The following is a 26,653-nucleotide window of genomic DNA, read 5'->3' as shown; positions in this document are numbered from 1 at the left end:
GATTACGAAATTTCCAAAATGGCCTCAAAACGCGACTGACCTACGATGCTCAGCCGTTGCCACCACCTTGCCGCGCTTGAGCACCATCAACCGTGTCGGCAAGTCGAGAATGACATCGGCCACAGCACGGCAATCGACCAGCACCAGGTCGGCATCATTGCCCACCGCCAATCCGTGGTGTTTCAACCCCAAGGCTTTGGCAGGGTTTGTCGTGAGCATCGACAACACGGTGGCCTGATCATCCGCGCCGCCCAGGTGGCACGCTGGAATGGCCAGCTGTGCAATGTGCAACAGGTCGCCAGTGCCATAGGGTGTGAATGCATTGCGGATGTTGTTGGTGGCCAGGCAAACCGTGACACCGCCGTCGCGCAGGGCACGCACAGGTGTCAGGGTGCGTCTTACATTGTGACTGTCACCCCGAGCCCCCAGGTGCAGGTCGGTGGCGGGCAGGCACATCACGCTGATGTCGGCCTCACGTAGCAACGCGATGACCTGTGCCTGCCGCGCTGGCGAGACGGCCGCCAGGCTGGTCAGGTGCCCAACGCAGACCCGCCCTTGGTAGCCTTCGGCAATGGTTCGACGTGCCACGTACTCGATGGTCATGTGCTCGGCGTCATCGGCGAAGTCCTGGTGCAAGTCGATGTCTTTGCCATAGCGCTTGGCCAAGTCAAAGACGAAATCAATGTGCTCCTGCGGCGACACATCGTTGTAGGGAATGCCGCCCACCACATCAGCCCCCATCTCCATTGCCTGGGCCATCATGGCCTGCATGCCAGGCAGCTTGAGAATGCCTTCTTGCGGAAAGGCCACGACCTGGATGTCGATCACCTCGCGAAACTGCTCGCGCAACTCCAGCACCACTTCAAGCCCGGTAAAGCCTTGGGCGGGGTCGAACTCGGCATGGGCGCGGACATGCGTGGTACCGGCTTGTACCAATGCGCGCAGCACCTGGATCGAACGTTCGCGGATATCCTCACGGGTCAGTGTGGGCTTCAGTTCGGCGGTGACGGCGATCGCTTCCTTCAAGGTGCCGGAACGATTGGCCTTGCGCTGCATGACGTTGGCTTTTTCCAGGTGCAGGTGGCCTTCGACAAACCCAGCAACAAGCACATTGCCGTCGCCTTGGATTTCGTGCTCTGCCGTGGTGGCGATGTGTGGCGCGATCTCGGCGATTTTGCCTGCTTGCACAGCCACATCTACCCGTGGCTGGGCGTCGTCAATGCGTACATTTCGAAAGACAAGGTCCATCAACTTCAGTCCTCATAAAGAGCGCTGTAGCGCTGCGAAGGCCGGGCTCAGTTATTCGAGCAACCATTGCCCATCACGCGGTACTCAAGCACATGCTCATTGCCTTGGGAGTCTTCGTACGTCATGCGAGCGGGCACGACCTGACAGACATTGGGGACCTCGCTCATGGAAATGACACGGGCAATATCGAGGTGCTGGGAGTAGCTGTACTGTTCAACCGGTGTCTGCTCGACCTGTTGCTCAACGTCAGCAGCCATCGTCACGTTGCACAGCGCGCCGAGTATCAATGCGAACAATGCTTTCAATTTTGATCACCTTCAGGTTGTGGCTGGGCCACGAAGTTGCGGCCCAGCCCATGTGTTGCAGCCAAATCAGAACGGTTTGGTGGGCAGGTATTTGCCATCCAGGGTGATCACTGCGCGCGAGCCGCCCTCGGGGTCTTCGACTTTCTTGATGTCCAGCTTGAAATTGATGGCACTGATGATGCCGTCGCCGAACTTTTCATGAACCAGCGCCTTCAAGGTGGTGCCGTACACCTGCAACATCTCGTAAAAGCGGTAGATGGTCGGGTCGGTCGGGATACCATTTTGAATGCTGCCGCGCAGTGGCACGGTCTGCAGCAGTGCGATGCCGTCCGCGTCGAGGCCGAGCTTGTCACCCACCACCTGGGCGGCGCTCGCCGGCAACGGGTGCTGGCCCAGCAGTGCCGCGGTGACGAACGCTTCGGACAGACCGGTGCCTTCGGTGATCTGCGAGAACGAGAGGTCTTTGCGTGCTTTGGCCAGAAGGATGACTTCGCTCAGGGCAAGGCGGGCGTTCTGGCTGATTTGCGATTGGATCATGGTGTTTCTCCTTGGTTGAAAGATGTTCAGGCAACGCGCTTGGGTTGATGGGAAACGGCGTGCACTTCGGGGTTGTGGGCGAGGGACACGAATGTGCCGGTGCTGCCATCGAAGGCCTCGATCAGCCCGCTTTCGATGTCGTAGATCCAGCCATGCAAGGTCACGCGGCCCTCTTCCAGGGCCAGGCGCACCGAGGGGTGGGTCTGGATGTTGGCAAGCTGGGCGATCACGTTTTCGCGCACCATGGCTTCGACCTTGGCCTGGGGGCCGAAATGGTTGCGGGCTTCGTTAACCACTCGGGCGGAATCGGCGTAGCGCAGCCAGCCGGCCACTGCGGGCATGTGGTCCAGGCATTTGCAGGTGGCGATGGCCGTCATGGCGCCGCAATCGGAGTGGCCGCAGATGACGATGTCGGAAACCTGCAAGGCCGCCACGGCATATTCGACCGAGGCCGATACGCCTCCAGGCTCGGGCCCGTAGGACGGCACGATGTTGCCTGCATTGCGAATGACGAACAGGTCTCCGGGTTCGCGCTGGGTGACCAGCTCCGGCACCAGGCGGCTGTCGGAGCATGAGATGAACAGGGCACGTGGGCTCTGCTGGCTGGCCAGATCCTTGAACAGTTTGACGCGCTCGGGATAGGCGTCTTTCTGGAACTTCAGAAACCCGTCGATGATGTCTTTCATGGCTGACTCCTTGAGTGACGCGATGTGTTGAAGCAAAGGTTACGCAGCACCTTCAATAAGGTAAAAGTCTGATTTATGATCAGGTGAATCAGATAATCTTATAGGTGCACCCATGCTTGCCCGGCACATCCAGTACTTCATCGCAGTGGCAAACCACCTCAGTTTCACGCGCGCCGCAGCGGCCTTGCATGTGTCTCAACCGGCCTTGTCGCAGCAGGTCCGCCAACTGGAAGAGAGTCTCGGCACTCCGTTGTTCGATCGTTCCGGCCGGACCACGCGATTGACCGATGCCGGCGAGGTGTACCTGCGCTATGCCAAGCGAGCCGCGCAGGAACTGCAGGAGGCAAAACGAGCCATTGATGACCTCAGCGATCTGAGCCGCGGATCACTTCGGGTGGGGGTAACACCGACATTCACCAGCTACCTCGTTGGCCCGCTGGTTGAGGCGTTCCATAGCCGCTACCCGAACATCACGCTGGTGCTGCGAGAGATCGCTCAAGAGGCGCTGGAAGAGCTGTTGTTGGCCGACGAGGTAGATGTGGGCATTGCGTTCGACAACGGCCATCATCTGGACCTTGAGGCCCAGGCGCTACTGGTCGAAACCCTCGCCCTGGTAGTCGGCAAGCATCATCCTCTCGCCACCACGGGCAGTATTGGCCTGGAGGCGTTGAACTCAGAATCGTTGATACTCTTGAGCGCCGAATTCGCCACGCGTGAGCAGATCGACAACTACTGCCGCCAACACAACATTCGCCCTCACGTACAAGTGGAAGCCAATACCATCAGTGCGCTTATCGAGGTGGTCAGCAGAACCACGCTCGCGACCTTGTTGCCGGCCAACATCGCCCTGGCTCACGAGCAGTTGGTTGCTATCGAGTTGGACCAGCAGCGCTTGCAACGCACTGCTGTTCTGATGCAACGGAAAGGGGTTTACCAAACGGCTGCAGCGAGGGCCTTCGTTGAACTGGCAATGAAAGTGGCCAAGCAACTCGAGGAGCCAGGCTGCTCCGATCGGCTGATTTAGAAGGGAGCCAAAATCATCAGGCCAGTTCAACCCCTAGTTCGCGGGCAAGAGGATCACAAAGTTCTTTTTCATGTCTTCCAGCACGGTCCATTTGCCCTTGGCGCCCGGTTCGATAATGAACGTGTCGCCAGCGGCCAGTGTGATGGGGGCGCAACCCTCAAGTTCGATGACGCAGCATCCACTCAGGACATGGCAGAACTCCCAAACTTTGTAGTCGATGCGCCACGCTCCGGTGCTGGCTTGCCATTCTCCGGAAATGCGGCCTTGCTGCTCATCGTGATAGTACTTGGACGTCAGCGTATGGGGGGTGCCTTGCAAGACCTCTTCAAAAAATGGAAGGTCGCGCACCGGTTGGATATCCAGTTCGCGGAACACGGTCAGTTTATTGTTCATGGCTTTTCTCGAGCACGTTGTGGGTAGGGCGATACATCAAATAGGCTTCACCGGTCACGCCCAGCATCGGGTGCGGAACGATCTGGCAGGCTTTAACAATTTGAAAACCGTGACGTTCGTAGAAGCGGCGTGCACCGTGGTTTTCTGCATAATCGATCAGGCATAGCCCATCCAGGCCAGAGTCCTCAGCGCGCTGCTGGGCGTGGCGAAGAAACTCGACACCCAGCCCCTGACTGCGCCAGGCCTCATCCAGGGCCAGGCTGGATATGTACAAGGTGTCGGGTATTTCCATGTCGGCGTAAGGCGCGAGGACCGGGTCTGTCTCGACAGGCCTGTCAGGGGCCTCGCGCAAGGCATAGCTATGCATCATGCCGATGACGCGCCCTTCGAAAGTGGCCATAAGGCAGTTCTTGTAGGAGAAGTCGCCCTGCTCCCTGGCATAGCGAGACGCACCGACACTCAGCAACGCTTCTCCAGGTGCGGCAAGCTTGCTCCATATGTAATCGGCCATGCCCTCCGATGTCAGTTGAAAGAAGCGCGCAATATCATGCGCGTCCGAGGCTTGGGCGGGTCTGAAGTCGATAGACATGAACAGTGTTCCCATGGGATCGGGTGGTTGGCTTTCAAGGATTACGCCCTTGGCATGGTGGCAGGGTAGGCAGGTTGAACGGTTCCCATCATGCTCTGGGCGAACACCGTCAGCACGGCGTGCGACGCGGCCCCATGCTCAAAGGCGCGTGGCCGTCCAATGGCTCAGGCCTGGGGAGTCGATCGTGCAACTGCCGGAGGTAGTGAGACGAGAAGCGGAGCGACCTGTACTTCCATGGCGGGATGGCCGGAATCAGAGCAGGGTTACCTGCGTAGGGAATCGTATTTCACGAAAGGCAGCTACCGCCCCGTAGCTGACAGTCATGCCAGAGGTGATCTCTGTGGGAGCGGGTTTATCGAGGCGTCGAACCGCCGCGAACACGGGCGAAGCCCGTGCCACCCTCCGCGTCGCCTGCTTCGCGGGTAAACCCGCTCCCACAAGGTTCGCGCCAGCCTCGAAAAATGAGCAAGAGCAGCACTATCGCAATGGCAGCTTTGGGTCGAAAGCTGCCATTCGAGCCATTCAGACCTGGTCTAGCCCGGCTGGCGTAAGGTGAATTGGGCAGGGAATCGCATAAGCGACACTAATCGGTAATGAGCAGTATTGATTAAACTAATGCCTCACTGAAATGCACACTGCCGTCTTTCAAACGGGAGTAACCCTATGTCAGGTGAAAAATCGATCTCAGCTCTGCTCCGTGGCATGAGCCCAGTCCTCAATGAAGGCGACTTTGTGTTCTGCACAGTGGCGCACGCTACCGCGCTCCAGGGTACCGATGTGCTGGGTACATTCCGCGAAAAAGAAGGCCTCACTGCAATCATTGAGCGCGAACGCGCTGATGCACTGGGCCTTGAGTACAGTTTTGTGGCAGCTTGGATCACACTCACAATCCACTCCGCTCTTGATGCAGTGGGTTTGACGGCCGCATTCGCGACCGCGCTCGGCAAGGCTGGCATCAGTTGCAACGTGATCGCAGCCTTCTACCATGACCACATTTTCGTAGCCAAGGATGATGCCGCTAAAGCCATGGATGTCCTCCAAGCCTTATCTCGCGCAGGTGAATCCAGTTAGCGCCCGGCCATGATGCTTGCGGTTTACCTATTGGCAATCGCTGGCTATGGTAAGACCTCCGCAAACAAGGCTTTTGTGTCGGCAGGGCGAGGTAGCCCGTATCACCGTGGCAGCATGCGCCTGAGGGTGTTGTCCTTGATCAAGTAGTGATGTGCCAGGCCTGCGCAAGCATGAAGTCCAATCAGCGCGTAACCAGCGTTACCTACCAGCTCATGCCAGTCCTTCAGTGTCTTGGCCAAAGCAGGGTCGACAGGAATAGGCGAAGGCAGAGTGATGCCCCAGTACGGCAACGGCTTACCCGCAGCGCTCAGCATCAGCCAGGCCAACAACGGAGTAACGATCATCAAACCGTACAAGGCCAGGTGCGTGATGCTGGCCATCACCGCCTGCCTGGTAGGTGGCGTGGGCAGGATGGGAGGACGTGGTCTCAGCCGACCAATCAGGCGTACCCATACCAACGCGAATACGGCGATACCCATCAGCGCATGGAATCCCAGCAGTGGGCTCTTCAGTGTGCTGCCTCTTGGCAATGCCCCGCGCAGCTCGATGCCGGCATAAATGCCGATGAACAAGACGACCATGCTCCAGTGCATGATGATGGACAGGCGACCGTAGCGGTCGATAGTTGAATTACGCGTCATATCCATGGCCTCGAAAATGAGAGAAAGATCCGTTGCCACCAGGTGCGATGCAGGAGCGATTCCCAGCAACCGGACAGTGTCAGGTTGCTGGCTCAAGCTTAAGGAAGTCTGAAGTGACCAGCGTCAGATGCCAGGCGTATCGTTGGCAGCGACTCTGCTGGGGTATTCAACTCACTGGAAACAGCAAGGTGGCGGCTAGCCCGCCGCCTGCTCGATTACGCAAACGCACCTGCCCGCCCATCCGGTCAACGATGGTCGCCACGATGGAAAGCCCAAGGCCTGCACCATTGGGGCTGTTACGGCTGTAGAAACGCTCGAATACGCGCGACAGACTCGCCTCATCGATACCCGGCCCCTCGTCCTCGACGACCAGTTCGAAGTGATTGTCCAGGTGCCTGAGTGACACCGTGATGCGGCCAGCGGGCGGTGAGTGCTCCACCGCGTTGGACACCAGGTTCTGCAGCGCGATGCCCAGGGCGCCGGCATCGATTGCCAGGTGGTGGTCGCCTTCGCCGATGTCCAACGAGGGCTCCAGGCCGCGGTCCAGTATCCACGGGGTCAGGTCAGCCAAGGTCTCGGTGACCACTTCGGCCAGGTCGATCCGAGTGCTGGCTCGCTGCCCCAGCCTTGGCTCGACACGGGCCAGGGTGAGTAACTGGTTGACAACCCGGGTGAGTCGATCGACCCCACCCATCAGAAAGCCCAGCGCTTTGTGCCGCTCGGCCTCGTTGCTGGCCTCCAGCGCGTTCTGCGCGTGCAGGCGCAGAACGGCCAGGGGGGTGCGCATTTCGTGGGCGGCATCGGCAATGAACCGATGCTCACGCCGCAGCAGGTCCTCGATCTGCGCCAACAGGCGGTTGATGGCGGCCTGCATGGGCTCCAGCTCCGAGGGCAGCGGTACCAACTGCAGCGGCTCCAGCGAATCGGCGTGACGCCCACGGATGATGTTGGCCATGTTCTGCAACGGCCGCAGTCCCCAGCCGATAGCGGCCCAAACCAACAGTGCCAACACCAGGCTGCCGAGCAGGAACGGGAACAGGGTGTGGCGAACGATGCGGTCGATCAAGTCGTAGCGCACATCGTCACGCTCGCCCACCCAGATCACCCAGTGTCGTTCCGGCACCGGCAGCACGAAACCGCGCCATTGCTCGCCACCACTGGAAAAGTCGTAGAAACCGGGGACCGTCGGTGGCGGGTCGATGGTCGGCGCACTGGGTGTGTGCACCAGCAGGCCGGCGCCGTCCTGCCAGACCTGGAATGCCAGCTTGCTCTCGTAGGGGTGGCCTACCCGATGGTGACCCGCCTGGGCCAATGCCTCGTTGAATGCCTGGTACATCGCTTCACGCGAGCCGCTTTGCACCGGCAGGCTCATGACGCCCTGCAGCAAGCGAGCGTTCTGGGCCAGGTGCGCGTCGTACACCTCGTTAATCTCATGGCGGCTGTCGTGATAGTTATAGAGCGCCAGCAGGCCGGTCCCCAGCAACAGCAACAACATCACCCGCCACAGGGTGCGTTGGCGCAGCGAGCTCATGCCTTGGCCTCGACCAGATAGCCAATGCCGCGCACCGTACGGATCAGCCCGTTGAACAGCTTCTTGCGAAGGTGGTAGATGTTCACCTCCAGCGTATTGCTCTCGGGCTCCTCATCCCAGCCATACAGCAACTGGGTCAGGCGTTCGCGGGTGAAGACCTTGCCTGGATGGGCCAGCAACTCGTGCAGCAGCATGTATTCCTTGGGGGTCAGCACCACTTCGACGCCGTTGTAATGAACTTGCTGGGTAGCGGGGTCGAGGCTGACTCCGGCATGCTCGATCATGACCTGGGCGCGTCCGGCGCTGCGCCTGAGCAACGCGCGCAAGCGCGCCTTCAGCTCATTGAGGTCGAACGGTTTGACCAAGTAATCGTCGGCGCCGGCATCGAGGCCGGTGATGCGATCATCGAGGGCATCCCGTGCGGTGAGGATCAGCACCGGCAGGCTGTCGCCGCCGGCACGTACCCGCCGCAGGAGTTCAATGCCATCCAGGCGGGGCAATCCAAGGTCCAGGATCACCAGGTCGAAGGTCTCGTGCTGCAACGCATGCAAGCCACTGACACCGTCACGCAACCAGTCGAGGGTGTAGCCCTCCTGGCGCAAACCGTCGCAGATCCCCTCTCCCAGCGCGATGTCGTCCTCAACCAGCAAAAGCCGCATGTTCAGTCCTGTTTGTCCTTGATCGCCTTGAGTAAAGCATCAATATCCGCGCGACGGCCCTGATCAGCCAGCTCTCGCCCCGGCCGTGGGGGTGCCTGCAAGGCTTTGTGCAGGGCTGCGGTGGCCTCCGGGTAGCGCTTTTGCCGATACAGATGGTCAGCCCAGAAATAGTTGCTGTCGATACCGCTGGGGTTGATCTGCAAGGCTTTGCGCAGCATCTTGTCGGCCATCTCGGCATCACCGAAACCAATCGGCCATCCGGGCACTTGATCGTACAGCGTGCCCAGGCTGGTATAGGCCGAGCCCTGCAGGGCGTTGGGGTCCAGTTTCATGGCCTGTTCAAGGCTAGCTTTCGCCGCCTTGACCTTGCCTAGTGCGCCAAGGCCACCGATGGCCCCCGCCCAGCTGCTGTTGATAATGCCCTCCCAAATCAATGGCTCTGGTGTACCGGGGTACTGATGAACGAAGGCCGTCGCGTCACCCGCCAGCTTTTCGAAGGCGTCAGCACGTTTGTCCTTGGGTAACTGGTACTGGATCTGTGCCCAGCGCTGCTGCAGGTCACTCAGGTGCTGCGTGCCTGTCTGATCCAGTGCCCAGATGGAGGGGGCGAATGCCAGCAAGCTGGCGATGAACAGTCGCTTCATTTGATCGACTCCTTGGAGTGGCTACCGAGGTAGCGGCGAATGACAGGCAATTGCTTGCGTAACGCGCGGTCGACTATTCCCGGCAACATGCCGTTAATGCGCACGAAGAGCTTTTCCGGCCAGCCCAGGTAAAGCTCGCTGCGCTCAGACTGCACCGCCTCAAGCACTGCACGGGCGACATCCGCCGGGTCGTCCATGCCGACTTTCAACGCCTGATTGAGCGCTGTCGCCGCGCTGCTGTTCATGGCGGTGCGGGTTGCCCTGGGCGCGGCATACAAGACGTTTACCGTGGTGTCCGCCAGCTCGCGCCGCAGCGCTTCGGAGAATCCCCTCAGGGCGAACTTGCTGGCGCAATAGGTGGCGTAACCGGGATAGCCGATCGAGCCATAGGTGGACCCGACATTGACCACCAACGCCTTTGGCTGCGCACGCAGCAAGGGCAGGCAGGCACGCGTCAGTTGCAGCGGGGCCTTCAGATTGATGTCCAGCAGCTCGTCGAGTGCGTGTTCGTCCAACTGATCGAGCAAGGCAAAGCGATTCACCCCGGCGGCGTTGATCAGAACGTTGACATTGCCCATCTTGCGGGCTCGGTCGACCACTTGTTCGCGCCCTGCGTGGCTGCGTAGGTCAGCTTCTTGCCAACGCAAGCGGTCCGGATACCGATTCATCAGGCCAGCCAGCTTGCCCATGTGCCGGCTGACCGCCAGCACCTGGGCCCCGGCAGCGCACAGCTGCTCGGCCAGCTCCAAGCCAATACCCCCACTGGCGCCGGTGAGGACCACCACGGACTCAGGCAAGCGCATGACGCACCTCGTGCTGCCCGGCGCGCGGCAATCCCTGGAACATCTCGGTATACAAGCGATAGACGACCTTTGCAGCGTGGATCACAGCCTGCTGGTCGCCCTCTTCATCAAGGCGGTCCATCAACTGCTTGTAGGTCACCATGTGGTCCTGGTCGAGCGCACCGTGGGAGCTGAGGTAGCTGAACGCCTGGCCAGGCAAGCCCAACGTGCTCTGGATGGTGCCCGCCGCCTGCGTGGCCAGGGCGATGCTGGTGCCTTCGAGCACATTGACCATGCCGAACAGCCCGACAGGGTTGCCGCGTGCAATCAGGTCGTAGAGGTAGGCGACCATCAGCTCGATTGGCAGCGCTGGCCGACCATCACGCACGGCCTCCCAGTCGCCGCCGCAAGCCTTGATGTCGTTGAGGATCCACTGTTCGTGGCCGTACTCCTCTTCGATGTATTCGCACACCGCCCCGCGCAGCCATTCCAGGCGCGACGGCAAACGCGCGCCACAAGCCATCATCAGTGGCACCGTATGGCGGACATGGTGGTAGGCCTGGGTCAGGAAGGCGAGGTAGCTGTCCAGGCTGACCTGCCCGGCCAACGCGTCCCGGATTACCGGCACTGCGAACAACACCTGACGCTCCTCGGCAGTTTGTATTTGCAAAGTATCGAAAAAAGACATGGTTAACCTCACAACGAGATGTCGGATAACAGGGCGTGGTAACGCTGCAAGATCGCCTCGCGCCGTGGGCGGCCGTTGGCAGTCAGGGTTTCATCAATGGGGCTTAGCGGGGCCGGTAAACGACGCCAGGTATGCACCTGGGCGTAATCGGGCAGTTGCGCGTTGCAGCGCTGCACGGCCTGCTCGATAGCCTCGTCGCTGGCAGTGGGGTCCAGCGGCCAGAGCAGTGCCAGGTTGTGCGGCAAGGCTTCGCCATGCACGAATGCCTGTGCAATCACGCCGCCCTGAGTCAGCTCCGACTCCACCCACTCCGGGTTGACGTTACGACCGAAGCTGGTGATGAACTGGTGCTTTCTGCGCCCGTCAAGGTACAGGTAGCCCTCTTCGTCGAGGTGGCCGAGGTCGCCCGTCGCCCACCACTCGCCGGTGACCGGCGCCTCTTCCAGGTAGCCCAGCAAGGTCGAGCCAGCCACCAGCACCTCACCATCCTCAGCAATGCGCACCTGAACATGGGGCAAGGGCTTACCGACGCTGCCAGGGCGAACGACCCCCGGTCGGTTCAGCGCCACCACCGAGGCACATTCGGACAAGCCATAGCCTTCGAACACCGGCAAGCCGACCGCATCGGCCCGAGCCAACAGCTTCGCTGATACCCGGGCGCCGCCCACTGCCACGAAGCGCAGTGGGCCGACGCGCATGAGCCCGCGCTCGATGGCGGTGACCAGCCCCATCAGCAGTTGCGGCACGAGGATCAGGCTGTGTGCACCGCTCAGGGCAATCGCAGCGAGCAAGCGCTTGAAATCCACCTGGCTTGCGCCGCCCATGCCCAACTGCTGCTGCGGGTAGAGCTGGACGCAGGCGCCTGCCATGAGCGCGGCATATACGCCGAGGTTCTCGAGCAATACACCCAGTGGCAGTACCGCCAGGTATCGCTGCGGCTCGGTTGGTCGGCTTGCAGCCTCCAGTTCCCGCGCAACACGCAGCATGGCTTCGGCGCCCAGGCATACGCCCTTGGGCCTCCCGGTACTGCCGGAGGTATAGGTGATCTTTGCGGTGCCCGTCGGCAATTCAGGCGCGACAACGTCACGCGCCAGGAAACCTTCTGCCGGCTGCTGGGTAAAACCTTGCTCAAGGAGTTGGGCAGTCCACTGCGTCTCGCACAGCACGCTCGTGGCACCGCTCTGCTGCAGACAGTGTCGCAACTGAGCCGCGCTGAAGAACGGCGGTACGATCACACAAGTGCGCTCGGCGAAAAGAGCCGCCAGATCCCAGAAAAGCAATTCGGGCCCGTTATCCAGCACCATGACGAACGTGCCCGCTGGTTGGCTCAGCAAGCGGGCTACGCGCAATTCGACCTCGTCGAGCAATTGCCGGTAGGTGAAACGCCGAACCGGGCCCTGAACAGCTACAGCATCAGATTTTTGCTGGGCATGCTGGCGCAACAACGCCTGAAAGAGCTGCAGCTCATGCGGCATGGCCGGTCTCCTGGGCCAGCTTGGGAAATCCAAGGCGCTGGAACACCCCCGCCCGGCTCAGGGCATCGAAGCCATAGCCGATGTTGCCGGCGAACACCTGTGGCCGTTGGTCGTAGTACGTCCCCCAATGATTCGCCAGCCCCTGCAAGCGCCCAGGATCGGCGGCAGCCAAAACGGTAGGCATCAGGCCCAGCCGTTGAAAGCTGTTGATCAGCGTCGCCGCGCCGGTGAATGCAACCCACTCCAGGCCACGCGAGGCCAACAACCAGGTCACGGCAATGATCATGATTCGAGCGCTGCCAGCGCTGAGTGAAGCCAGGTTGCCCACTTCGACCAGGCAGGTACGGTCAAGGTCAATGCCAGCAACCTGGGAAACGGCGGCCTCCAATGGCGCGTCCAGATATCGCTCGAGAAACAGAGGTCCGTCGCTGGCTGGTCGCATGCCGGCCGCTGCGATCAACCGTCCATGGCTGTCATGCAATGCCAGCAGCTCTGGCAGGTAATGCTGCACATCCGCCTGGTGCACGGTGGCAAAGCACTGGTGGATGAAGTGCTCCAGATCCCCGCGTGAAGCGTCGCCTGCCAGATGAAGCGACAGCCGCGCGTGATGGTCGGCATGACTGCCTATAGGAAGCGGGAGCAGACTGCTCCATTGAGATTCGTTCATGAAACTCCCCCGATTGGGTTCGGCTCAGGGAATTATCAGGGTCGAATCTGAATGGAATCTGAAGTCAAACAGCACAAAGCGTCCGAGCGCATGCCAAGTCGCAGGAGCTCGAGCACTCGGCCACAGCAAGGTCAGCGCCCTCGCCCTCTCATGTTTCCCACCTTCCCCGCCGTGCCATTGCATACACGCCGGGAGATGCCATAGGCTGCCACTTCATCAATCAATGCCACTGACACTGGATAAACGATGATCGAACTACAAGGATGTACAGCGTTTTCCGGTCTGGAGTGCCGGCCCGTCGGCCCCTCTGACGCAGAAATGATCTGCGCCCATCGCCAGGACATGTTCCTTGAGGCAGGCGGGGATCCTGAACAACTACGGATCATGACCCAGCACTTTCGCCCCTGGCTGGAAGAGCGGCTCGGTGACGGTCGGTATTACGGGTTCAAACTCCTGGATGGCGAGCAACCGGTCGCAGCCATTGGCCTGATGAGCATCGATTGGCCGCCCCATCCCTCCCACCCAACCCTGGATAAGCGTGGCTACGTGCTGAATGTGTACGTCCAGCCGGCCTACCGTCGCCGCGGCCTGGCCTCGGCCCTGATGCAAGCGGCCGAAGCCGAGTTCGCTCGCCGAGGCATCAGCTTCGCAGTCCTGCACGCCACCGCGACGGGCAAACCGGTCTATGAGCAGATCGGTTGGGCTGGCACGTCGGAAATGGCCAAAGCCATTACTGGGTAGTGATTGCCCTCGACCCAATCCCGCCCTTGGCGGTACCTGCACCTGTCACAACAGCTCGGGGAAGGCAGCGCCAAGCAGGCCGGGGTCCTTCAGGATCGATGCACTGCTGGCGATATCCGGGGCCAGCCAACGGTCCTGGGCATAGGCCGGGACCCGTTCGCGCAGCAACCGCCAGGCAACCTGGGTACCTGCGCCAAAGCGCTGCTCCTTGAGGAACTCGAATGCCTGGGCCGCCAACAGGTATTCGATGGCAAGGATCTGCGTACAGTTCTCCAGGGCACGGTGCAGCTTCAACCCGGCATTGGTGCCCATGCTCAGATGATCCTCCTGCAGGCCGGAGGTGACGTAGTTGTCGATGACGGCCGGTTGGGCCAACTGACGGTTTTCGGCACAGAGTGAAGCGGCCACGTACTGGACAATCATCATGCCCGAGTTCACACCCGGTTGACTGACCAGGAAGGCCGGCAAGCCGCTGACCAACGGGTTGATCAGGCGATCGAGACGGCGCTCGGCAATCGCCCCGATCTCGGCCACCGCAATGGCCAGCAAGTCGGCCGCCATGGCCACGGACTGGCCGTGGGGATTGGCCTGGGAAACCACCCGATAGGACTCGGGCGTACCCAGCAACATCGGGTTGTCGGTGGTGGAGTTGAGTTCGGTTTCGATCTGCCTTGCGGCGTGTTCCAACTGATCGCGCGCGGCGCCATGAACCTGCGGGATCGAGCGAATGCTCAAGGCGTCCTGGGTGCGAATGCCATGGCTGCTGGCAATGATTTCGCTACCCTCGAGCAGGCGCCGCAAATTGCGGCCCACGCGCTGCATCCCGGGGTGGGGTTTGAGCGCGATGATTTCAGGGTCGAAGGCATCGAGTTGGCCGCGCAGGGCTTCGAAACTCATGGCGCCGATAACGTCCGCCCATTGGCTCAAGCGCGTGGCGTCATCCAGAGACAGGCAGCTCAGGCCGGTCATGCACGGGGTACCGTTGACCAGGCACAGACCATCCTTGGCCCCCAGTTTGACCGGTGCCAGGCCGACCTCGGCCAAGGCCTGCTGCGCCGGCACGATCTGGCCGCGATAGCTGACCTGGCCGACGCCCAGCAAGCTGATGCTGATATGGGCCATGTGGGTCAGGTACCCCACCGACCCCTGCTTCGGCACCTGCGGGGTGATGTGCTGGTTGAGCAGGGTCAGCAGCGCCTCGACCACCTTGCGCTGCAGGCCGGAACGGCCCTGGCAGAAGTTGATGATCGCCGCGCACATGATCGCTCGGGTCTGTTCGTCCGACAGCGCGCTACCCACGCCACAGGCATGGCTGAGCAAGGTGTTGTGCGACAGCTGGCTGAGCTGTTCGTCCTGCAATGAGACATTGCACAAGGCGCCAAGCCCGGTGTTGACGCCATAGGCGCGGTCACCGCTGGAAACGATGCGCTGGACAATCGCCTGGGCGTTGTCGATCCGCGCCCAGGCCGATGGGGCCAGCTCAAGCTGCGCTCCATGCCGGGCCACAGCCACCACGTCCTGCCAGCGAACGGGCGCCTCGGCAATGATGATTTTTTTGGCAAACGACATACACGCGGTTCCTTAAAGCGAAGCTACGCGACGCTGCACGAAACGATCTACGTATTCGTCCGCAGGCTGGTAGAGGATTTCCTTCGGCGTGCCGACCTGGATCAGGCGACCGTCCTTGAGAATGGCAATTCGGTTGCCGATGCGCACCGCTTCGTCCAGGTCATGGGTGATGAAGACGATGGTCTTGTGCAGGGTCTTTTGCAGTTCCAGCAACTGGTCCTGCATTTCGGCGCGAATCAACGGGTCGAGCGCACTGAAGGCTTCGTCCATCAGGATGATGTCGGTGTCGGCAGCCAACGCACGGGCCAGGCCCACGCGCTGGCGCATGCCGCCCGACAACTGGTGCGGGTACGAGCGTTCGTAACCCTTGAGGCCCACGGTGTTGATCCAGTGCAGGGCACGCTCGGTGCACAGGGCTTTGCTTTCGCCACGGACCTTAAGGCCGTAGGCGACGTTGTCCAGCACGGTGCGGTGCGGCAACAGGCCGAAGCTCTGGAACACCATGCTGATCTTGCGCCGGCGGAATTCGCGCAGGGCTTGCATGTCGTACTGCAGAATGTCTTCGCCGTCGACCAGGATCTGGCCGCTGGTGGGGTCGATCAGGCGGTTGAAGTGACGCACCAGGGTCGACTTGCCCGAGCCCGACAGCCCCATGATCACGAAGATCTCACCGCTGCCGATGGACAACGACAGATCGTTGACCCCGACCACGCAGCCGGTATCGGCCAGCACCTGTTCTTTGCTCTTGTTCTGGCGGATCAGTTTCAGCGCATCTTCGGCACGCGCACCGAAGATCTTGAAGACCTGTTTGACTTCGATCTTGTTCATCGTCTGCTTGGCGCTCATTTGCCCACCCCATGCCGTGGCCGGCCATAGGCCTGAGTAATGCGGTCGATCACAACCGCCAGGATCACAATGGCCAGGCCCGCTTCGAGACCACGGCCCACATTGAGGGTCTGGATGCCGACAAGCACGTCTTCACCCAAGCCACGGGCACCGATCATCGAGGCGATGACCACCATCGACAGGGCCATCATGGTGGTCTGGTTGATGCCGGCCATGATGCTCGGCAACGCCAGTGGCAACTGCACGCCGAACAGTTGTTGCAGGCGATTGGCACCGAAAGCGTTGATTGCCTCCATGACCTCGCCATCCACCTGGCGAATGCCCAGGTCGGTCAGGCGAATCAGCGGCGGGGCGGCATAGATGACGGTGGCAAAGATCGCCGGCACCTTGCCCAGGCCGAACAGCATCAATACCGGGATCAGGTACACGAAGCTGGGCATGGTTTGCATGATGTCGAGCAGCGGCATCAACACCGCCCGCAAGCGATCGTTGCGCGCCGACAGGATACCCAGCGGAATGCCGACCAGGACCGAGATCAGCGTTGCCACCAGCATCAGCGCCAGGGTCTGCATCAGCTTGTCCCAGAGGCCGACCGCACCGACCAGGAACAGCAAGCCGACGATCACCGCCGTGGGCACGATTCTACGGGTGGCGTGCCAGGCAATAGCGCCGACGATGGCCAGCATCAGCCACCAGGGTGTTGCGCGCAGCAGGCCTTCGAGGTTGACGATGGCCCACAGCAGGGTGTCGGAAATGTGCCGGAACACGTCACCGTAATTGGTGACCAGCGCATCGACCCAGCCATTGACCCAATCGGCAATGGAAAACGTGAAGTTTTTGGGAAACATGGATTTATCTCGAGCAAGTGCTTGAAGCGGACTGCTATGTGGCATGCCCGGCAGGCGCCGGACCGGCACACACCCTCAGAGTGCCGCGTCTACCTTTTTGGCTGCGTCTTCGCTGACCCAGCTGTGCCAAACTTCGGGGTGCTCCTTGAGGAACGACTTGGCCAATTCCGCCGACTCGATACGGTCTCTGGTCATGCGCGCCAGGTTCTGGTTCAGCAGATCGATCGGCAGATTGACCTTTTCCAGCACAGCCACCAGTTCCGGCGCCTGTTCGTGGAAGGTCTTCGACACGCCCACCTTGATGGTCACGGATTTATCCACGCCTGGCTTTTCGTCCAGCTTGACCAGGTCGGCCTGGCCCATCAGCGGGGTGGGCGACCAGTAATAGAAGAGGATCGGCTCGCCACGCTTGTAGCTCGACAGCACGGCGGCATCCAGTGCCGGGCCGGTGCCCGGGCGGAAGTTGGTGTAGGTGTTTTCCAGGCCATAGCTCTTGAGCATTTGGCTGTTGTCCAGCTCACAGGTCCAGCCGGCCGGGCAGTTGTAGAAGCGCCCCTTGTCCGGTTCTTCCGGGTCCTTGAATACCTGGGCGTATTGCCCCAGATCGGCGATGCTCTTGAGGTTCGGTGCCTTGGCTTCGAGTTTGCGCTTGGCATCGCCTTCGATCACATAACGCGGCACATACCAGCCTTCGACCGCGCCGACCACCGGCGAGCCGACGCCGACGACCTTGCCGGCGGCCGCAGCCTTGTTCCAGACCTCGCTGCGCCCTACCCACTCCTCGGCGAACACCTGGATATCGTTGCTACTCAGGGCGTTCTCCATGGAGATGGAGTTGCCCGGCAGGCTGTCGGTGTCACAGCCATAGCCATTTTTCAGCACAAACTGCATCACCTCAGTGAGCAGCATCCCGCTTTCCCAGTTCAAACCGGCGAACTTGACCGGCTTGCCGGACTCACACCAACCGGCCGCCTGGCTGGCGCCAGCGCACGCCAGGAGCCCTAAAGAAAGTGTCGTGGTCAGCAGAGCCTTTGTAATTGTCATTGTGACGCTCCCAAACAAGATGATCACTGCGCAGGAGAAATATTTCACAACATAAAAAAAGGATAAAATAATAACTCCTGATGCATCACCACGGAAAAACCTATGAAGTTCACACTCAGGCAGCTTCGCTACGCGCTCGCAGCGGCCAAGCACGGCAACCTCACCACTGCCGCCATGGAGCTTCATGTTTCACAACCTTCCATCTCGGCGGCCATCACCGAACTGGAGGAGGTGCTGGGCCAAGCAATCTTCATACGCCAACGTGGCCTCGGGATATCGCTGACCCCATTCGGGCGTACCGTCATGGTCCAGGCCCGTCGCGTGCTGACAGAAGCCCAGACCTTTGCCGAAATCCATGCCAATGCCGGCGAGTGTGTCGGCGAACTGGTGGTCGGCTGTTTCGAAGATCTGGCGCCCTATTGCCTGCCACAAATCGTGCGACGGATGCAGGAGTCCTGCCCAAGGGTCACGGTCGATATGCGCGATGGCAGCTTCGATTATGTTGGCAAGCGGCTCAGTGAGGGCGCGATAGAACTGGCCATCACCTATGACTTGGGTTTACCGCCGAACACGCATTGCACGCAGTTGTGCCAGCTGACCGCCCAGGTGCTGCTGTCGGCCGATCATCCGTTGGCCAAGCAGTCACGCGTCAGTCTCAAAGCGCTAGCCGAATACACCCTGGTAGTCACCGATCAGGTTCACAGTTGGCAGCATGTGCTGGATCTGTTCAGCTTTTACGACCTCTCCCCCGCCGTTGTGCACCGTGTGCGCACCTTCGAGTTGCAGCGCAGCCTCGTCGCCAATGGCTTTGGCGTGGCGCTGATCTATACCCGGCCATTCGGTGACCGTAGTTATGATGGCCAAGCGCTGGTCTGTCGGCCGACTCAGGAGAAACTGCCAACCCATAGCATCGTGCTGGCGCATGATCAGCGCTATCCACTGACGCCTTCGGCCGAGGCTTTCAAGGCGCTGGCGGTGGCATGGTTCGCGGAGCGACCGTCGTTTGCATCCGAATGAACAACGGGTGGGGCGAATGTCACATGACGACTGCTGGCGGGTAGATGAGACGCCCGGCGAGCTCGGTCTACCGGCCACGCAAGTACTCACTTAGGCTCTGTACGAAGAGTTTTGTGGGAGCGGCGGTGCGCCGCTCCCACAACGATGGATGACCATACGTTTCGTGCAATACCCAGCTGTCGAGACATTCAAACGACGAGTTTTAGCACCTTCTCCAACAACTCTTTAAACTCAGCGCGATCTCTATAGTTTTTCCGTGCGCAGACCGGCGGAGAGCTTCGTCATTTACCGATACCTTCCAGCAGCAAAGGACGCTTGATGAGAACCCCGCTACTCGCCCTGACCCTCGCATCTCTATTGAGCGCCTGTGCCATCCCTTACGAGACCCCCGAAGCCCGCGCCAATATTGAACGCGATCTAAAGCTCAATGCAGACGAAATCGTCACAGTCACCGAAACCAACTGGTGCATATTTCCCTATGGTGACTTGCAAGTGTGCAGACCCAAGCAAGGCCTGGGTGTGCTGACCAAGAGCAAGCTAGTGCTGGCCCTTTATCAGGGCGGTGCCTACCAGCAAGCTGAAGTCATCAAAGCAAGCGATGTGCAGTGTGCCCACCTGCAAAGTGGCAGAGCCGCAGCCGATACCTTCTACTTATTCAGTGAACGTTGGGCCGCCATGCTGGCGCCCATTACCGTGGGCGGTGCCTTGGCACTCGACAAGAAAGCCCAGTTCCTGAGCGTGCTAGTGCCGCCAAATACTGAGAGTTTCACGGCTGCGCAAGGAAATTTCATTCAGGTCACCGATCGTAAGAATTACTCGGCTGTGGCGGTCCCAGGCACCCAAACCTATGTAGGAACCAGCGAGAGTATTCGCCAGATTTTTAATCCGTGTACGCAGGGAAAGAATCGCTCAGCCGCCTTCTAAGCCCCGGCTTTTCGAATGAAACAGTCCCAGCTGCAATTGAAGCGCAAGTAATTCAATGCAAGCTCGATGCGCCGGGCCTGTCGAGAGCCGCAGGTCGCGAAGGGCGGCTCTCGATCTTGAGTGCGCAAGCACTGAGATTTCGCGGTTCGCCTATGGCGCGACTGACAGATTGCCTGCGGCGTCAACGTATAGACTGCCGGATCTGCCCCCCTGTCCAATAGCAACTGACATGCCAGTATTGAGCGGTGCATATCTGACTGATAGCATCTAGCCATCAACCTCAATGCTCATTCAGGAAGGGATCCATGTCAAAGAAAGCACTTGCAACAGCGCTGGGCGTTATGGGGATGTTAACCGGCATGCAGAATGCGGTGGCTGAAGACAACCTGTTCAAAAAATATGCTTATGACACGCCGATTGCCAAATATACCGAGGCAGCAGGCTACTACGACTGTTCAACTGAGATAGGCGCTACTGCACGATGCCTGGACGATGTGGATTTTCTGGATCAGAAGTTCACAGCCGCCCTGCTATTCAGTGGTGACAAACTGATGATGGTTTCGCTGTTTGCACCCTATGATCGTGACCTGTTCGGTCGCGCCATTGGCGCTCTTGCAAAAACATTTACTCTGGTGTCGCTCGCCGACGGGAAATCCGTGCTGGATATCATTGAGTTCGCGGGTAAAGCAAAAAACAAGGATGAATACACAGCCAAGCTCACGAACTACGAGAATGTTGCGTTGGCCGCCAATGAGCTGACCTACTCCTTTGTTGAAGGGCTCACCCCCGACAAGAGGGCCGCCAACGTCCATAGCTTGATGAAGTCGGCACCTGCCAACATTAGGGGCGCTGATTTGATCGTCTCTGGCGAGGGTGACGAGTCCAGCATCATCATTAAGTTTTCTTTTCCGAAACTGGACGAAAACAAGCTTGTTCAACAAGCCAAGAAGCCAGTCGAGTCGTTCTGACCGCGTGCTTCCATTTGTGTTGAGCCCCGCGATAGCGGGGCTTTGGGTTTTTGGAGGACTGTATCCAGACACCAGCATCTCGAGTGACCAAGGCAGCTGAATCCCCTAGATTTTGATAACGGCGAATGACCGCTATTGGCCGTTAGCCGCCTTTAACGAACAGCAGCCATGGGGCGTGGGCAGCCGTCTGCGACTGACCGCTAACGACCCGTAGCTGCCATTGCGATGGTGCTGCTCTTGCTCATTTTTCGAGGCTGGCGCGAACCTTGTGGGAGCGGGTTTACCCGCGAAGCAGGCGACGCGGAGGGTGGTACGGGCTTCGCCCGTGTTCGCGGCGGTTCGACGCCTCGATAAACCCGCTCCCACAGAGATCACCTCTGGCATGACTGTCAGCTACGGGTCGAAAGCGCTCGTCCGCGACCAGCTGCCATCGACCTATTGCTGTCATTGGATTGGTTCGCTGGCGCACAGCTCAAACCGCCAGCCTGGCCAGAGGCGTTACTTGACCTTCACCACGTCATCCGGTTTCCATGTCTGGTCGTAGAAGGCGTCTTCGCTGCCGTACAAGCGCAGTGCAACCAGGAAGTTGCGGCCTGGGATTGTCTGGATGAACGCTGCATCGGCAACATCCGCCGGTTTCTCGGGGCCGAACCAGATTTCGATAGAGCCATCCTGCTGTTTGGGGATGTCGTAGTAGCCATTGGTGGATGGCAACAGCTGTTTAGTCTCGGGCATGGTGCCGTCTGTGATGTTGTAAGCGGTCACCGCCCAGAACAGCGCAGCGGGTGGATTCGCCGGCAGGCGCAGCTTGTAGGTACCCCCGCCCTCGAGGAACTTGCCATCCTTGTCACGCCCTGTGAACGGGTACTTCGAACCAGCCCCTGTGGTGTGCATCACCATCGCCGGTGCCGAGGAATAGGCGAACTGGAAGAAGTTGGCGCGTTGGTTTACGTCCAAGTAGCTTTCTTGCATCCAGTCATTGGTGCCGCCGGCCCAGGTGTTCTCGTACTGACGGTCCTGATAGTAGAGATTGCGTTTGTCTTCGCGCCCCAGTTGGCGGTTGGCGAGGATCATTTTCGGTGCAGTTTCCACCGCCTTCCTCAGTAGTTCTTGCTGCTTGTCCGTAGGCTTGAACGGCATGCCCTTGATGATGCCGATGGACGCCAGCACGCCGCGCAGTTCGGGATCAATGGCTTCGACCGGCTCATAGTCGACGAAGGCCTTGAGCTTGGCCCAGTAGTTGTTGTCTACCGGGTACATCATGTTCAGCGCCTTGCCACTGGCGTCGGGGAACTCCATGGGCTTCACGTCTTTCTCCACCGTGAACAGCGGATAGACGCGGGTCAGTTCGGCGTTCTTGACCGCCGGGGCCGGGTCCGGCTTGCCTTCACCTTTGGCCATGACCGTGCGGAAGAACAGGAAAACGTTGTAGGTCCGCGACTTGACCGCGAAGTAGCCACCAGGCACCGGCCCGTTGTAGTCCGGCGGCAACAGCAGGTAAAGACCGCCACGCGCACGGTCTGGCCCCACGGCCCCCACGTCGGTGAGTGTTCTCTGGAAGAAATCGGTAAACATGCCGATGACATTCGCCGGCGCCTTCACCACCAACGGCCCCGTCTGCTTGAGATCCAGATAGCTCATGGAATAGATCACGTCGGCGTTGGGCGTGGGCACCATGGTCCGTGCGTCCATGCGTTGCTTCCAGATCGGCAGCACGTTGTAGCCGGCGCCGAATGCTTGCTCCGAGCCATCCTTCATGCCGATGGTGTTGAGCGCCGGCAGCATCGTCATGTAGGCGAAGACCGCACGCTGGTAATACAGCTCATCGCGAAGGCTCTCGGCTTCCTTGGGATCAAGCCAATTGCCGTTGTTGATCTGCTTGATCAGCGGCGAAGCCGGCGCCTGGTCGGCCGCCTGCACCATCGGCAGGGCCGTCAGCGAAGCAGCCAGTGCAGAAAGTGCGAACATGCGTTGCATCGAACCCATGAAAGTAATCTCCAGAACAAGGCGCGGCGGCGTCCGATACGTCGTCACCGACAGGCCTATTTATCGGCTCAGTGGCTTACTTGATCTTCTTGATCACCGGCGGTTGCCAAGTGCCATCGAGGATCGGCTCTTTGCCCCAGTAAGCGCGGATGTACAAGGAGACCGGCTCCTTCGGTGAAGGCAGCCAGTTGCTCTCCTTGCCCTTACCGGGTGAGGTGGGAGCGATATAAAGCGTGAGCGAGCCGTCGGCGTTGCGCTTGAGGTCCTTGTTCTTGGTGCCCAGGGAATAGCGGTTGAGCTGGTTACTGCTGAACAGGTGTTTTTCGTTGTACAGCGTCAGCGACCAGAAACCGTTCACCGGCGGCTCCTGGCCGGCGGCAAAGTTCACTTCATAGCTGTGCGCGCCGTTGAGCGGGGCGCCGGCATTATCGAAGTCGGTATAGAAGTACTGGGTTTCATTCGGGCGGTTGTCGAACATGTTCGACTTGGCGGTACCGGTACGGTTGAAGTAGTCGATGCCGAACTGGGCGTTGTTGGTGGAACGGTTCCAGCCGTTGCCGGCCGGACGCCCGTTGTGCTTCCACTCGAAGAACGGCTTGATGATGTCCTTTTCGCTTTCCACTGCGGTCTGCACCAGCAGTTTCTTGAGCGCCGGATCCTTGGCTGCACTCTCCATCAGCAAGCGGAACTGACCGTAGAGCGCCTCTTCACCCGGCAGTGGCGGCACCATGTCCAGCACTTTGGGCAGTTGCTCGAAGAACTTCTCGGGAATCACCCATCTGGTTTCCCCGCCGCTGGCTTTGGCGGCGTTCGGATTGGGAATGTCCGGGGTGTTCTTCCAGTCGATGCTCTTCATCTTCCCGTCGAAATCCTTCAGCGGGTAGAAGGCAACCTGGTTGAGTTTCTCCTGGATCGCGGCCCGATCTGCGGCAGTGTCATCCAGGAAGATGCGCGGAATGGCGTTAGCCAACGCAGTGGGGCTGCGGATGATCGCTTCCACCCCTTCGGGTTTTTCGCCTTTCCAGTTCGGCCCCACCAACAGGTAGAAGCCCGGTTTGCTGCCATAAGGCTTGCCTAATTCGCCCACCTGGTCGGTGCGTTGGTCATAGATCGAATAGACCCAGAAGCGCTCCCCGAAGTCCGGTACCTGGGCAATCACCGGTTGGTCATCAAGGGAGAAGAAGCCCAGCCCATACACCACGTCCTGGTTCGGGCAGGTGACGAAGGTTTCGGCCGGGGTGATGTAGTCATGCAGCATGCCCAGCTGGCCTTGCGGCGCCACTGGCAGGATGCCGCCCAGCAGGCCAGGATGCGGAGCCCTGGTGATGGTGTCGTTGCGATTGAGCATGTTCACCATCGGCCATCCCCAGATGTAAGCCATACGCGCTATCGCCTTTGCGTACTCTGGGTGTATCAGTACCCCAGTGGCTGGTTGGGTGATTGGCGATGCAGGGGTGGGCGCCTGCTCGGCAGCGTGAAGCACTGGCGCGCCCAAGGGAATGAACAAGACAGCGGCGCAAAGCAATTTCATCGAATGAGGCATCGTCGACATCCTTGCGTTGGGAATTTGCTAAGGAAGCGAACTTGCGAACTACGGTGGGCAGTCGTTAAACGCACACGCTCAACATTCCGGCTCCGTGACCTTGCCAGTCTAGATTGCATCGGCGGCTACGCAACGAAGCGCGCTCGATAGCCAGTGGTGATAGCTGGCGGGCCTGACGAGCGGCTAACCCTCTGTGCCTCTATCGTGGATCAAGCTGCGTGGGCCATGGCTGAGACAGACCCTATGAGCGTCAGCTTGGGGTCGATAGAGCTCATCCACTACGGTCAGCTTTCGACCCAAAGCTGCCATTGCGATGGTGCTGCTCTTGCTCATTTTTCGAGGCTGGCGCGAACCTTGTGGGAGCGGGTTTACCCGCGAAGCAGGCGACGCGGAGAGTGGCACGGGCTTCGCCCGTGTTCGCGGCGGTTCGACGCCTCGATAAACCCGCTCCGACAGAGATCACCTCTGGCATGACTGTCAGCTACGGGTCGATATCTGCCGTTCCCGACATCACGCCATCAACCCGTTGCAGCCGTTCACAGCAATCCAGGTTTCCCTGAATCTGGCATTCCGGAGTCAATGATCTTGGCGCACCAACTGGCAGCACCCCTTCAATCCACGATGAACAACTTGGCCCCGATCAAGGTGGATGAGCGATGCGCCTCGGCATTGTCGGCAACCTGATAGCTCATGCCGGCCTTCAACGTGAAGCGCCGGCCATCGTCCAGCTCGGTGTCCAGCTGGCCCTCCAGACACAGCAGGATATGGCCCTTGCTGCACCAATGGTCGGCGACGTAGCCGGCGCTGTACTCCACCTGTCGCACACGGATGCTGCCGAACTGGCAGGTGCGCCAGTACGCGGTGCCCTCATCGCCGGGGTGCGCGACAGGCTCGATCTGCGACCAGTCGGTAGTGCCGAAGGGAATGGCGGTCAGTTGCATGTTCGACTCCTGTGAATGAGGGCCTCGAACTTACCGCTGCGCAGCACTCATCGATAGATACAGACCGGCTGCATTTGTTTCATACAGCACCCCATACGCGTGCCTTCAACGCGTGTCCTTCTCCAGCGACTTCCACAGGTCCAGCATCGTCTGGTTGGTATTGCCGATGGAGCGAAACGACCAGATCTCCAGCTGCGCAGACCATTCAGGCCCGCCTGCGCGCACCAGTTTGCCTGCGGCAATTTCCTCTTCCACCGCCGATTCGGGGACCCAGGTGATGCCGTAGCCCTCGCGTGCCATGCGCAACAGGTGCATGGCCATGTCGGCTTCGTAAAAACGGTTGAGTTCGGGCTGGCGTTGTTCAGCCTGGATAATCACATCGACCACCCGCCCGAGGAACGACGTTGCGGTGTATGCCAGGTAGGGAATGGGCTGCTCGGGGATCCCTGGCAGTTCGAACAACGGTCGGCCTTCGGCGTCGGGGGCCGAGACCGGAAAGAACGCATCAAGGCCCAGGCGCAAGCCGATGAACTTGTCCGGGTCGAGCACGATCGGCGCGCGTGGGTGGCTGTAGCCGATCATCAGGTCGCAGCCCCCCTCCGCCAGGGCAATCACCGCTTCCTGCACATTGGCCGCCAGCACCCGGGCATTGAAATAGCCATAGCGGCGCTGAAAGCCGGCGAACCATTTCGGCACGAAGGTCATCGACAGGGTATGGCCGGCGATCACCTGGATCGACCGCCCGGGCATGCGCTCGCCGCGGCGCAAGGACGAGCGCAGGTCCATGAAGGCCGACAGGGCTTCGCGCCCTTCGCTGCAGAAGATCTGGCCAGCCTTGGTCAATTGCACAGGATAAGTACCGCGATCGACGAGATCGACGCCCACCCACTCCTCGAGCGATTTGATCCGCCGTGACAACGCGGACTGGGTGATGCAGCGGATCTCGGCGGCACGGGAGAAGTTCTTGGTTTCGGCGACCGCTAGCAGGTCATCTATCCACTTGGTTTGCATGGCAGGCTCGGGCAAATGTTCGGCGCTGACTCGATCAGCAACAGCATGTCCCTGAAAGCTTTGCACTGTTCAAGGCGCCACTCCAGGCCAGCGTTAAATAGCGAGGCAGAACCAAGCCAGGAGATAAACAATCTTAACTGCTTGATGCAATGATTTAGACGACATTGGCCGCACTTAACCAACTATGAAATTAACGCATCAAACTATCGCGCTTCCTCATCAACTCATCAAAGCACTGGGCGTAATCTGAGCGCGTTGGCTGGAACGAAGCAGCC

28 protein-coding genes are annotated in these 26,653 nt (G+C 60.0%); 6 read left to right on the top strand and 22 right to left on the bottom strand.

Annotation, left to right across the window (positions count from 1 at the left end; all coding sequences use genetic code 11):
* Window positions 1-24: 24 nt before the first annotated feature.
* The 4 genes from LOY51_RS10610 to LOY51_RS10595 form a co-directional block, all read right to left on the bottom strand.
* Window positions 25-1,248, bottom strand: a complete 1,224-nt coding sequence (locus LOY51_RS10610) for an amidohydrolase family protein (RefSeq protein ID WP_258646102.1) — start codon at window positions 1,246-1,248, stop codon at window positions 25-27.
* 47 nt (window positions 1,249-1,295) lie between these two features.
* Entirely contained in the window at window positions 1,296-1,553 is a 258-nt protein-coding gene (locus tag LOY51_RS10605; RefSeq protein WP_125858229.1) for a DUF2790 domain-containing protein, read from the bottom strand.
* Window positions 1,554-1,619: 66 nt separating this feature from the next.
* The gene (cynS, locus tag LOY51_RS10600; RefSeq protein WP_110993677.1) at window positions 1,620-2,090 is read right to left on the bottom strand and encodes a cyanase; all 471 of its coding nucleotides are present in this window, start codon (window positions 2,088-2,090) and stop codon (window positions 1,620-1,622) included.
* A 26-nt stretch (window positions 2,091-2,116) separates the two neighbouring features.
* Window positions 2,117-2,776 carry a carbonic anhydrase gene (locus LOY51_RS10595; protein WP_125463601.1) on the bottom strand — a complete coding sequence of 220 codons (660 nt, stop codon included), beginning with the start codon at window positions 2,774-2,776 and terminating at the stop codon, window positions 2,117-2,119.
* Window positions 2,777-2,888: 112 nt separating this feature from the next.
* Here LOY51_RS10595 and cynR point away from each other — a divergent pair, with 112 nt between their 5' ends.
* Window positions 2,889-3,800 (top strand): transcriptional regulator CynR, encoded by a 912-nt coding sequence (cynR, locus tag LOY51_RS10590; RefSeq protein ID WP_125858228.1) that lies wholly within the window; start codon window positions 2,889-2,891, stop codon window positions 3,798-3,800.
* Window positions 3,801-3,833: 33 nt separating this feature from the next.
* Here cynR and LOY51_RS10585 read toward each other — a convergent pair whose 3' ends face one another.
* A complete protein-coding gene (locus LOY51_RS10585; RefSeq protein ID WP_125858227.1) occupies window positions 3,834-4,193 on the bottom strand; it encodes a cupin domain-containing protein in 360 nt (119 codons plus the stop codon).
* The gene (locus tag LOY51_RS10580) at window positions 4,183-4,782 is read right to left on the bottom strand and encodes a GNAT family N-acetyltransferase (protein ID WP_223277193.1); all 600 of its coding nucleotides are present in this window, start codon (window positions 4,780-4,782) and stop codon (window positions 4,183-4,185) included. The genes LOY51_RS10585 and LOY51_RS10580 overlap by 11 nt, the downstream gene beginning before the upstream one ends.
* Window positions 4,783-5,445: 663 nt before the next feature.
* Here LOY51_RS10580 and LOY51_RS10575 point away from each other — a divergent pair.
* A complete protein-coding gene (locus LOY51_RS10575) occupies window positions 5,446-5,853 on the top strand; it encodes an ACT domain-containing protein (protein ID WP_125858226.1) in 408 nt (135 codons plus the stop codon).
* 101 nt (window positions 5,854-5,954) lie between these two features.
* Here the strand turns inward: LOY51_RS10575 and LOY51_RS10570 are convergent, their stop codons facing one another.
* The 8 genes from LOY51_RS10570 to LOY51_RS10535 all read right to left on the bottom strand — a co-directional run bounded on the left by LOY51_RS10570 (window position 5,955) and on the right by LOY51_RS10535 (window position 12,940).
* The gene (locus LOY51_RS10570; RefSeq protein WP_258646625.1) at window positions 5,955-6,494 is read right to left on the bottom strand and encodes a cytochrome b; all 540 of its coding nucleotides are present in this window, start codon (window positions 6,492-6,494) and stop codon (window positions 5,955-5,957) included.
* Window positions 6,495-6,660: 166 nt separating this feature from the next.
* Window positions 6,661-8,025 (bottom strand): sensor histidine kinase, encoded by a 1,365-nt coding sequence (locus tag LOY51_RS10565; RefSeq protein WP_125858225.1) that lies wholly within the window; start codon window positions 8,023-8,025, stop codon window positions 6,661-6,663.
* Window positions 8,022-8,684 (bottom strand): response regulator, encoded by a 663-nt coding sequence (locus tag LOY51_RS10560; protein WP_125858224.1) that lies wholly within the window; start codon window positions 8,682-8,684, stop codon window positions 8,022-8,024. The genes LOY51_RS10565 and LOY51_RS10560 overlap by 4 nt, the downstream gene beginning before the upstream one ends.
* 2 nt (window positions 8,685-8,686) lie before the next feature.
* On the bottom strand, window positions 8,687-9,328 hold the full coding sequence (locus LOY51_RS10555) for a hypothetical protein (RefSeq protein ID WP_125858223.1): 642 nt from the start codon (window positions 9,326-9,328) through the stop codon (window positions 8,687-8,689).
* Complete coding sequence (locus LOY51_RS10550) at window positions 9,325-10,131, bottom strand: SDR family oxidoreductase (RefSeq protein WP_125858222.1); 807 nt, start codon at window positions 10,129-10,131, stop codon at window positions 9,325-9,327. Before LOY51_RS10550 ends, LOY51_RS10555 begins: the two co-directional genes overlap by 4 nt.
* A complete protein-coding gene (locus LOY51_RS10545) occupies window positions 10,118-10,798 on the bottom strand; it encodes an iron-containing redox enzyme family protein (protein WP_125858221.1) in 681 nt (226 codons plus the stop codon). The genes LOY51_RS10550 and LOY51_RS10545 overlap by 14 nt, the downstream gene beginning before the upstream one ends.
* A gap of 8 nt (window positions 10,799-10,806) precedes the next feature.
* Window positions 10,807-12,273 (bottom strand): AMP-binding protein, encoded by a 1,467-nt coding sequence (locus tag LOY51_RS10540; RefSeq protein ID WP_258646101.1) that lies wholly within the window; start codon window positions 12,271-12,273, stop codon window positions 10,807-10,809.
* Window positions 12,263-12,940, bottom strand: coding sequence for a thermostable hemolysin (locus LOY51_RS10535; protein WP_125858219.1), 678 nt, complete (start codon window positions 12,938-12,940; stop codon window positions 12,263-12,265). The genes LOY51_RS10540 and LOY51_RS10535 overlap by 11 nt, the downstream gene beginning before the upstream one ends.
* 246 nt (window positions 12,941-13,186) lie before the next feature.
* On the opposite strand from LOY51_RS10535, the gene LOY51_RS10530 reads away from it, so the two are divergent.
* A complete protein-coding gene (locus tag LOY51_RS10530) occupies window positions 13,187-13,681 on the top strand; it encodes a GNAT family N-acetyltransferase (protein WP_258646100.1) in 495 nt (164 codons plus the stop codon).
* Window positions 13,682-13,726: 45 nt separating this feature from the next.
* Here LOY51_RS10530 and hutH read toward each other — a convergent pair whose 3' ends face one another.
* The 4 genes from hutH to LOY51_RS10510 form a co-directional block, all read right to left on the bottom strand.
* Window positions 13,727-15,250: a histidine ammonia-lyase gene (gene hutH / locus LOY51_RS10525; protein WP_125858217.1), complete on the bottom strand. Its 1,524-nt coding sequence runs from the start codon at window positions 15,248-15,250 to the stop codon at window positions 13,727-13,729.
* A 12-nt stretch (window positions 15,251-15,262) separates the two neighbouring features.
* A complete protein-coding gene (locus LOY51_RS10520; RefSeq protein ID WP_125858216.1) occupies window positions 15,263-16,096 on the bottom strand; it encodes a quaternary amine ABC transporter ATP-binding protein in 834 nt (277 codons plus the stop codon).
* Window positions 16,093-16,944 (bottom strand): ABC transporter permease, encoded by an 852-nt coding sequence (locus LOY51_RS10515; RefSeq protein ID WP_125463585.1) that lies wholly within the window; start codon window positions 16,942-16,944, stop codon window positions 16,093-16,095. The genes LOY51_RS10520 and LOY51_RS10515 overlap by 4 nt, the downstream gene beginning before the upstream one ends.
* Before the next feature lie 75 nt (window positions 16,945-17,019).
* Entirely contained in the window at window positions 17,020-17,988 is a 969-nt protein-coding gene (locus tag LOY51_RS10510) for an ABC transporter substrate-binding protein (protein ID WP_258646096.1), read from the bottom strand.
* Between the two features lie 102 nt (window positions 17,989-18,090).
* Between LOY51_RS10510 and LOY51_RS10505 the strand changes: the two genes are divergently transcribed.
* The 3 genes from LOY51_RS10505 to LOY51_RS10495 all read left to right on the top strand — a co-directional run bounded on the left by LOY51_RS10505 (window position 18,091) and on the right by LOY51_RS10495 (window position 20,897).
* Complete coding sequence (locus LOY51_RS10505; RefSeq protein ID WP_125858214.1) at window positions 18,091-19,005, top strand: LysR family transcriptional regulator; 915 nt, start codon at window positions 18,091-18,093, stop codon at window positions 19,003-19,005.
* Window positions 19,006-19,323: 318 nt separating this feature from the next.
* Complete coding sequence (locus tag LOY51_RS10500) at window positions 19,324-19,929, top strand: hypothetical protein (protein WP_258646094.1); 606 nt, start codon at window positions 19,324-19,326, stop codon at window positions 19,927-19,929.
* 305 nt (window positions 19,930-20,234) lie between these two features.
* A complete protein-coding gene (locus tag LOY51_RS10495) occupies window positions 20,235-20,897 on the top strand; it encodes a hypothetical protein (protein ID WP_258646092.1) in 663 nt (220 codons plus the stop codon).
* A gap of 498 nt (window positions 20,898-21,395) precedes the next feature.
* On the opposite strand, the gene LOY51_RS10490 is transcribed toward LOY51_RS10495, so the two are convergent.
* The 4 genes from LOY51_RS10490 to LOY51_RS10475 form a co-directional block, all read right to left on the bottom strand.
* Window positions 21,396-22,883 (bottom strand): DUF1254 domain-containing protein, encoded by a 1,488-nt coding sequence (locus tag LOY51_RS10490; RefSeq protein ID WP_258646090.1) that lies wholly within the window; start codon window positions 22,881-22,883, stop codon window positions 21,396-21,398.
* A 76-nt stretch (window positions 22,884-22,959) separates the two neighbouring features.
* Entirely contained in the window at window positions 22,960-24,264 is a 1,305-nt protein-coding gene (locus LOY51_RS10485; protein ID WP_223811902.1) for a DUF1254 domain-containing protein, read from the bottom strand.
* A gap of 773 nt (window positions 24,265-25,037) precedes the next feature.
* Entirely contained in the window at window positions 25,038-25,367 is a 330-nt protein-coding gene (locus LOY51_RS10480; RefSeq protein ID WP_258646088.1) for a DHCW motif cupin fold protein, read from the bottom strand.
* A gap of 105 nt (window positions 25,368-25,472) precedes the next feature.
* Window positions 25,473-26,378, bottom strand: coding sequence for a LysR substrate-binding domain-containing protein (locus LOY51_RS10475; RefSeq protein ID WP_125858208.1), 906 nt, complete (start codon window positions 26,376-26,378; stop codon window positions 25,473-25,475).
* Window positions 26,379-26,653: the final 275 nt, after the last annotated feature.

The organism is Pseudomonas sichuanensis (assembly GCF_024749065.1).
GTDB lineage: Bacteria > Pseudomonadota > Gammaproteobacteria > Pseudomonadales > Pseudomonadaceae > Aquipseudomonas > Aquipseudomonas sichuanensis.
This window is presented reverse-complemented; position numbering and strand designations above follow the sequence as displayed.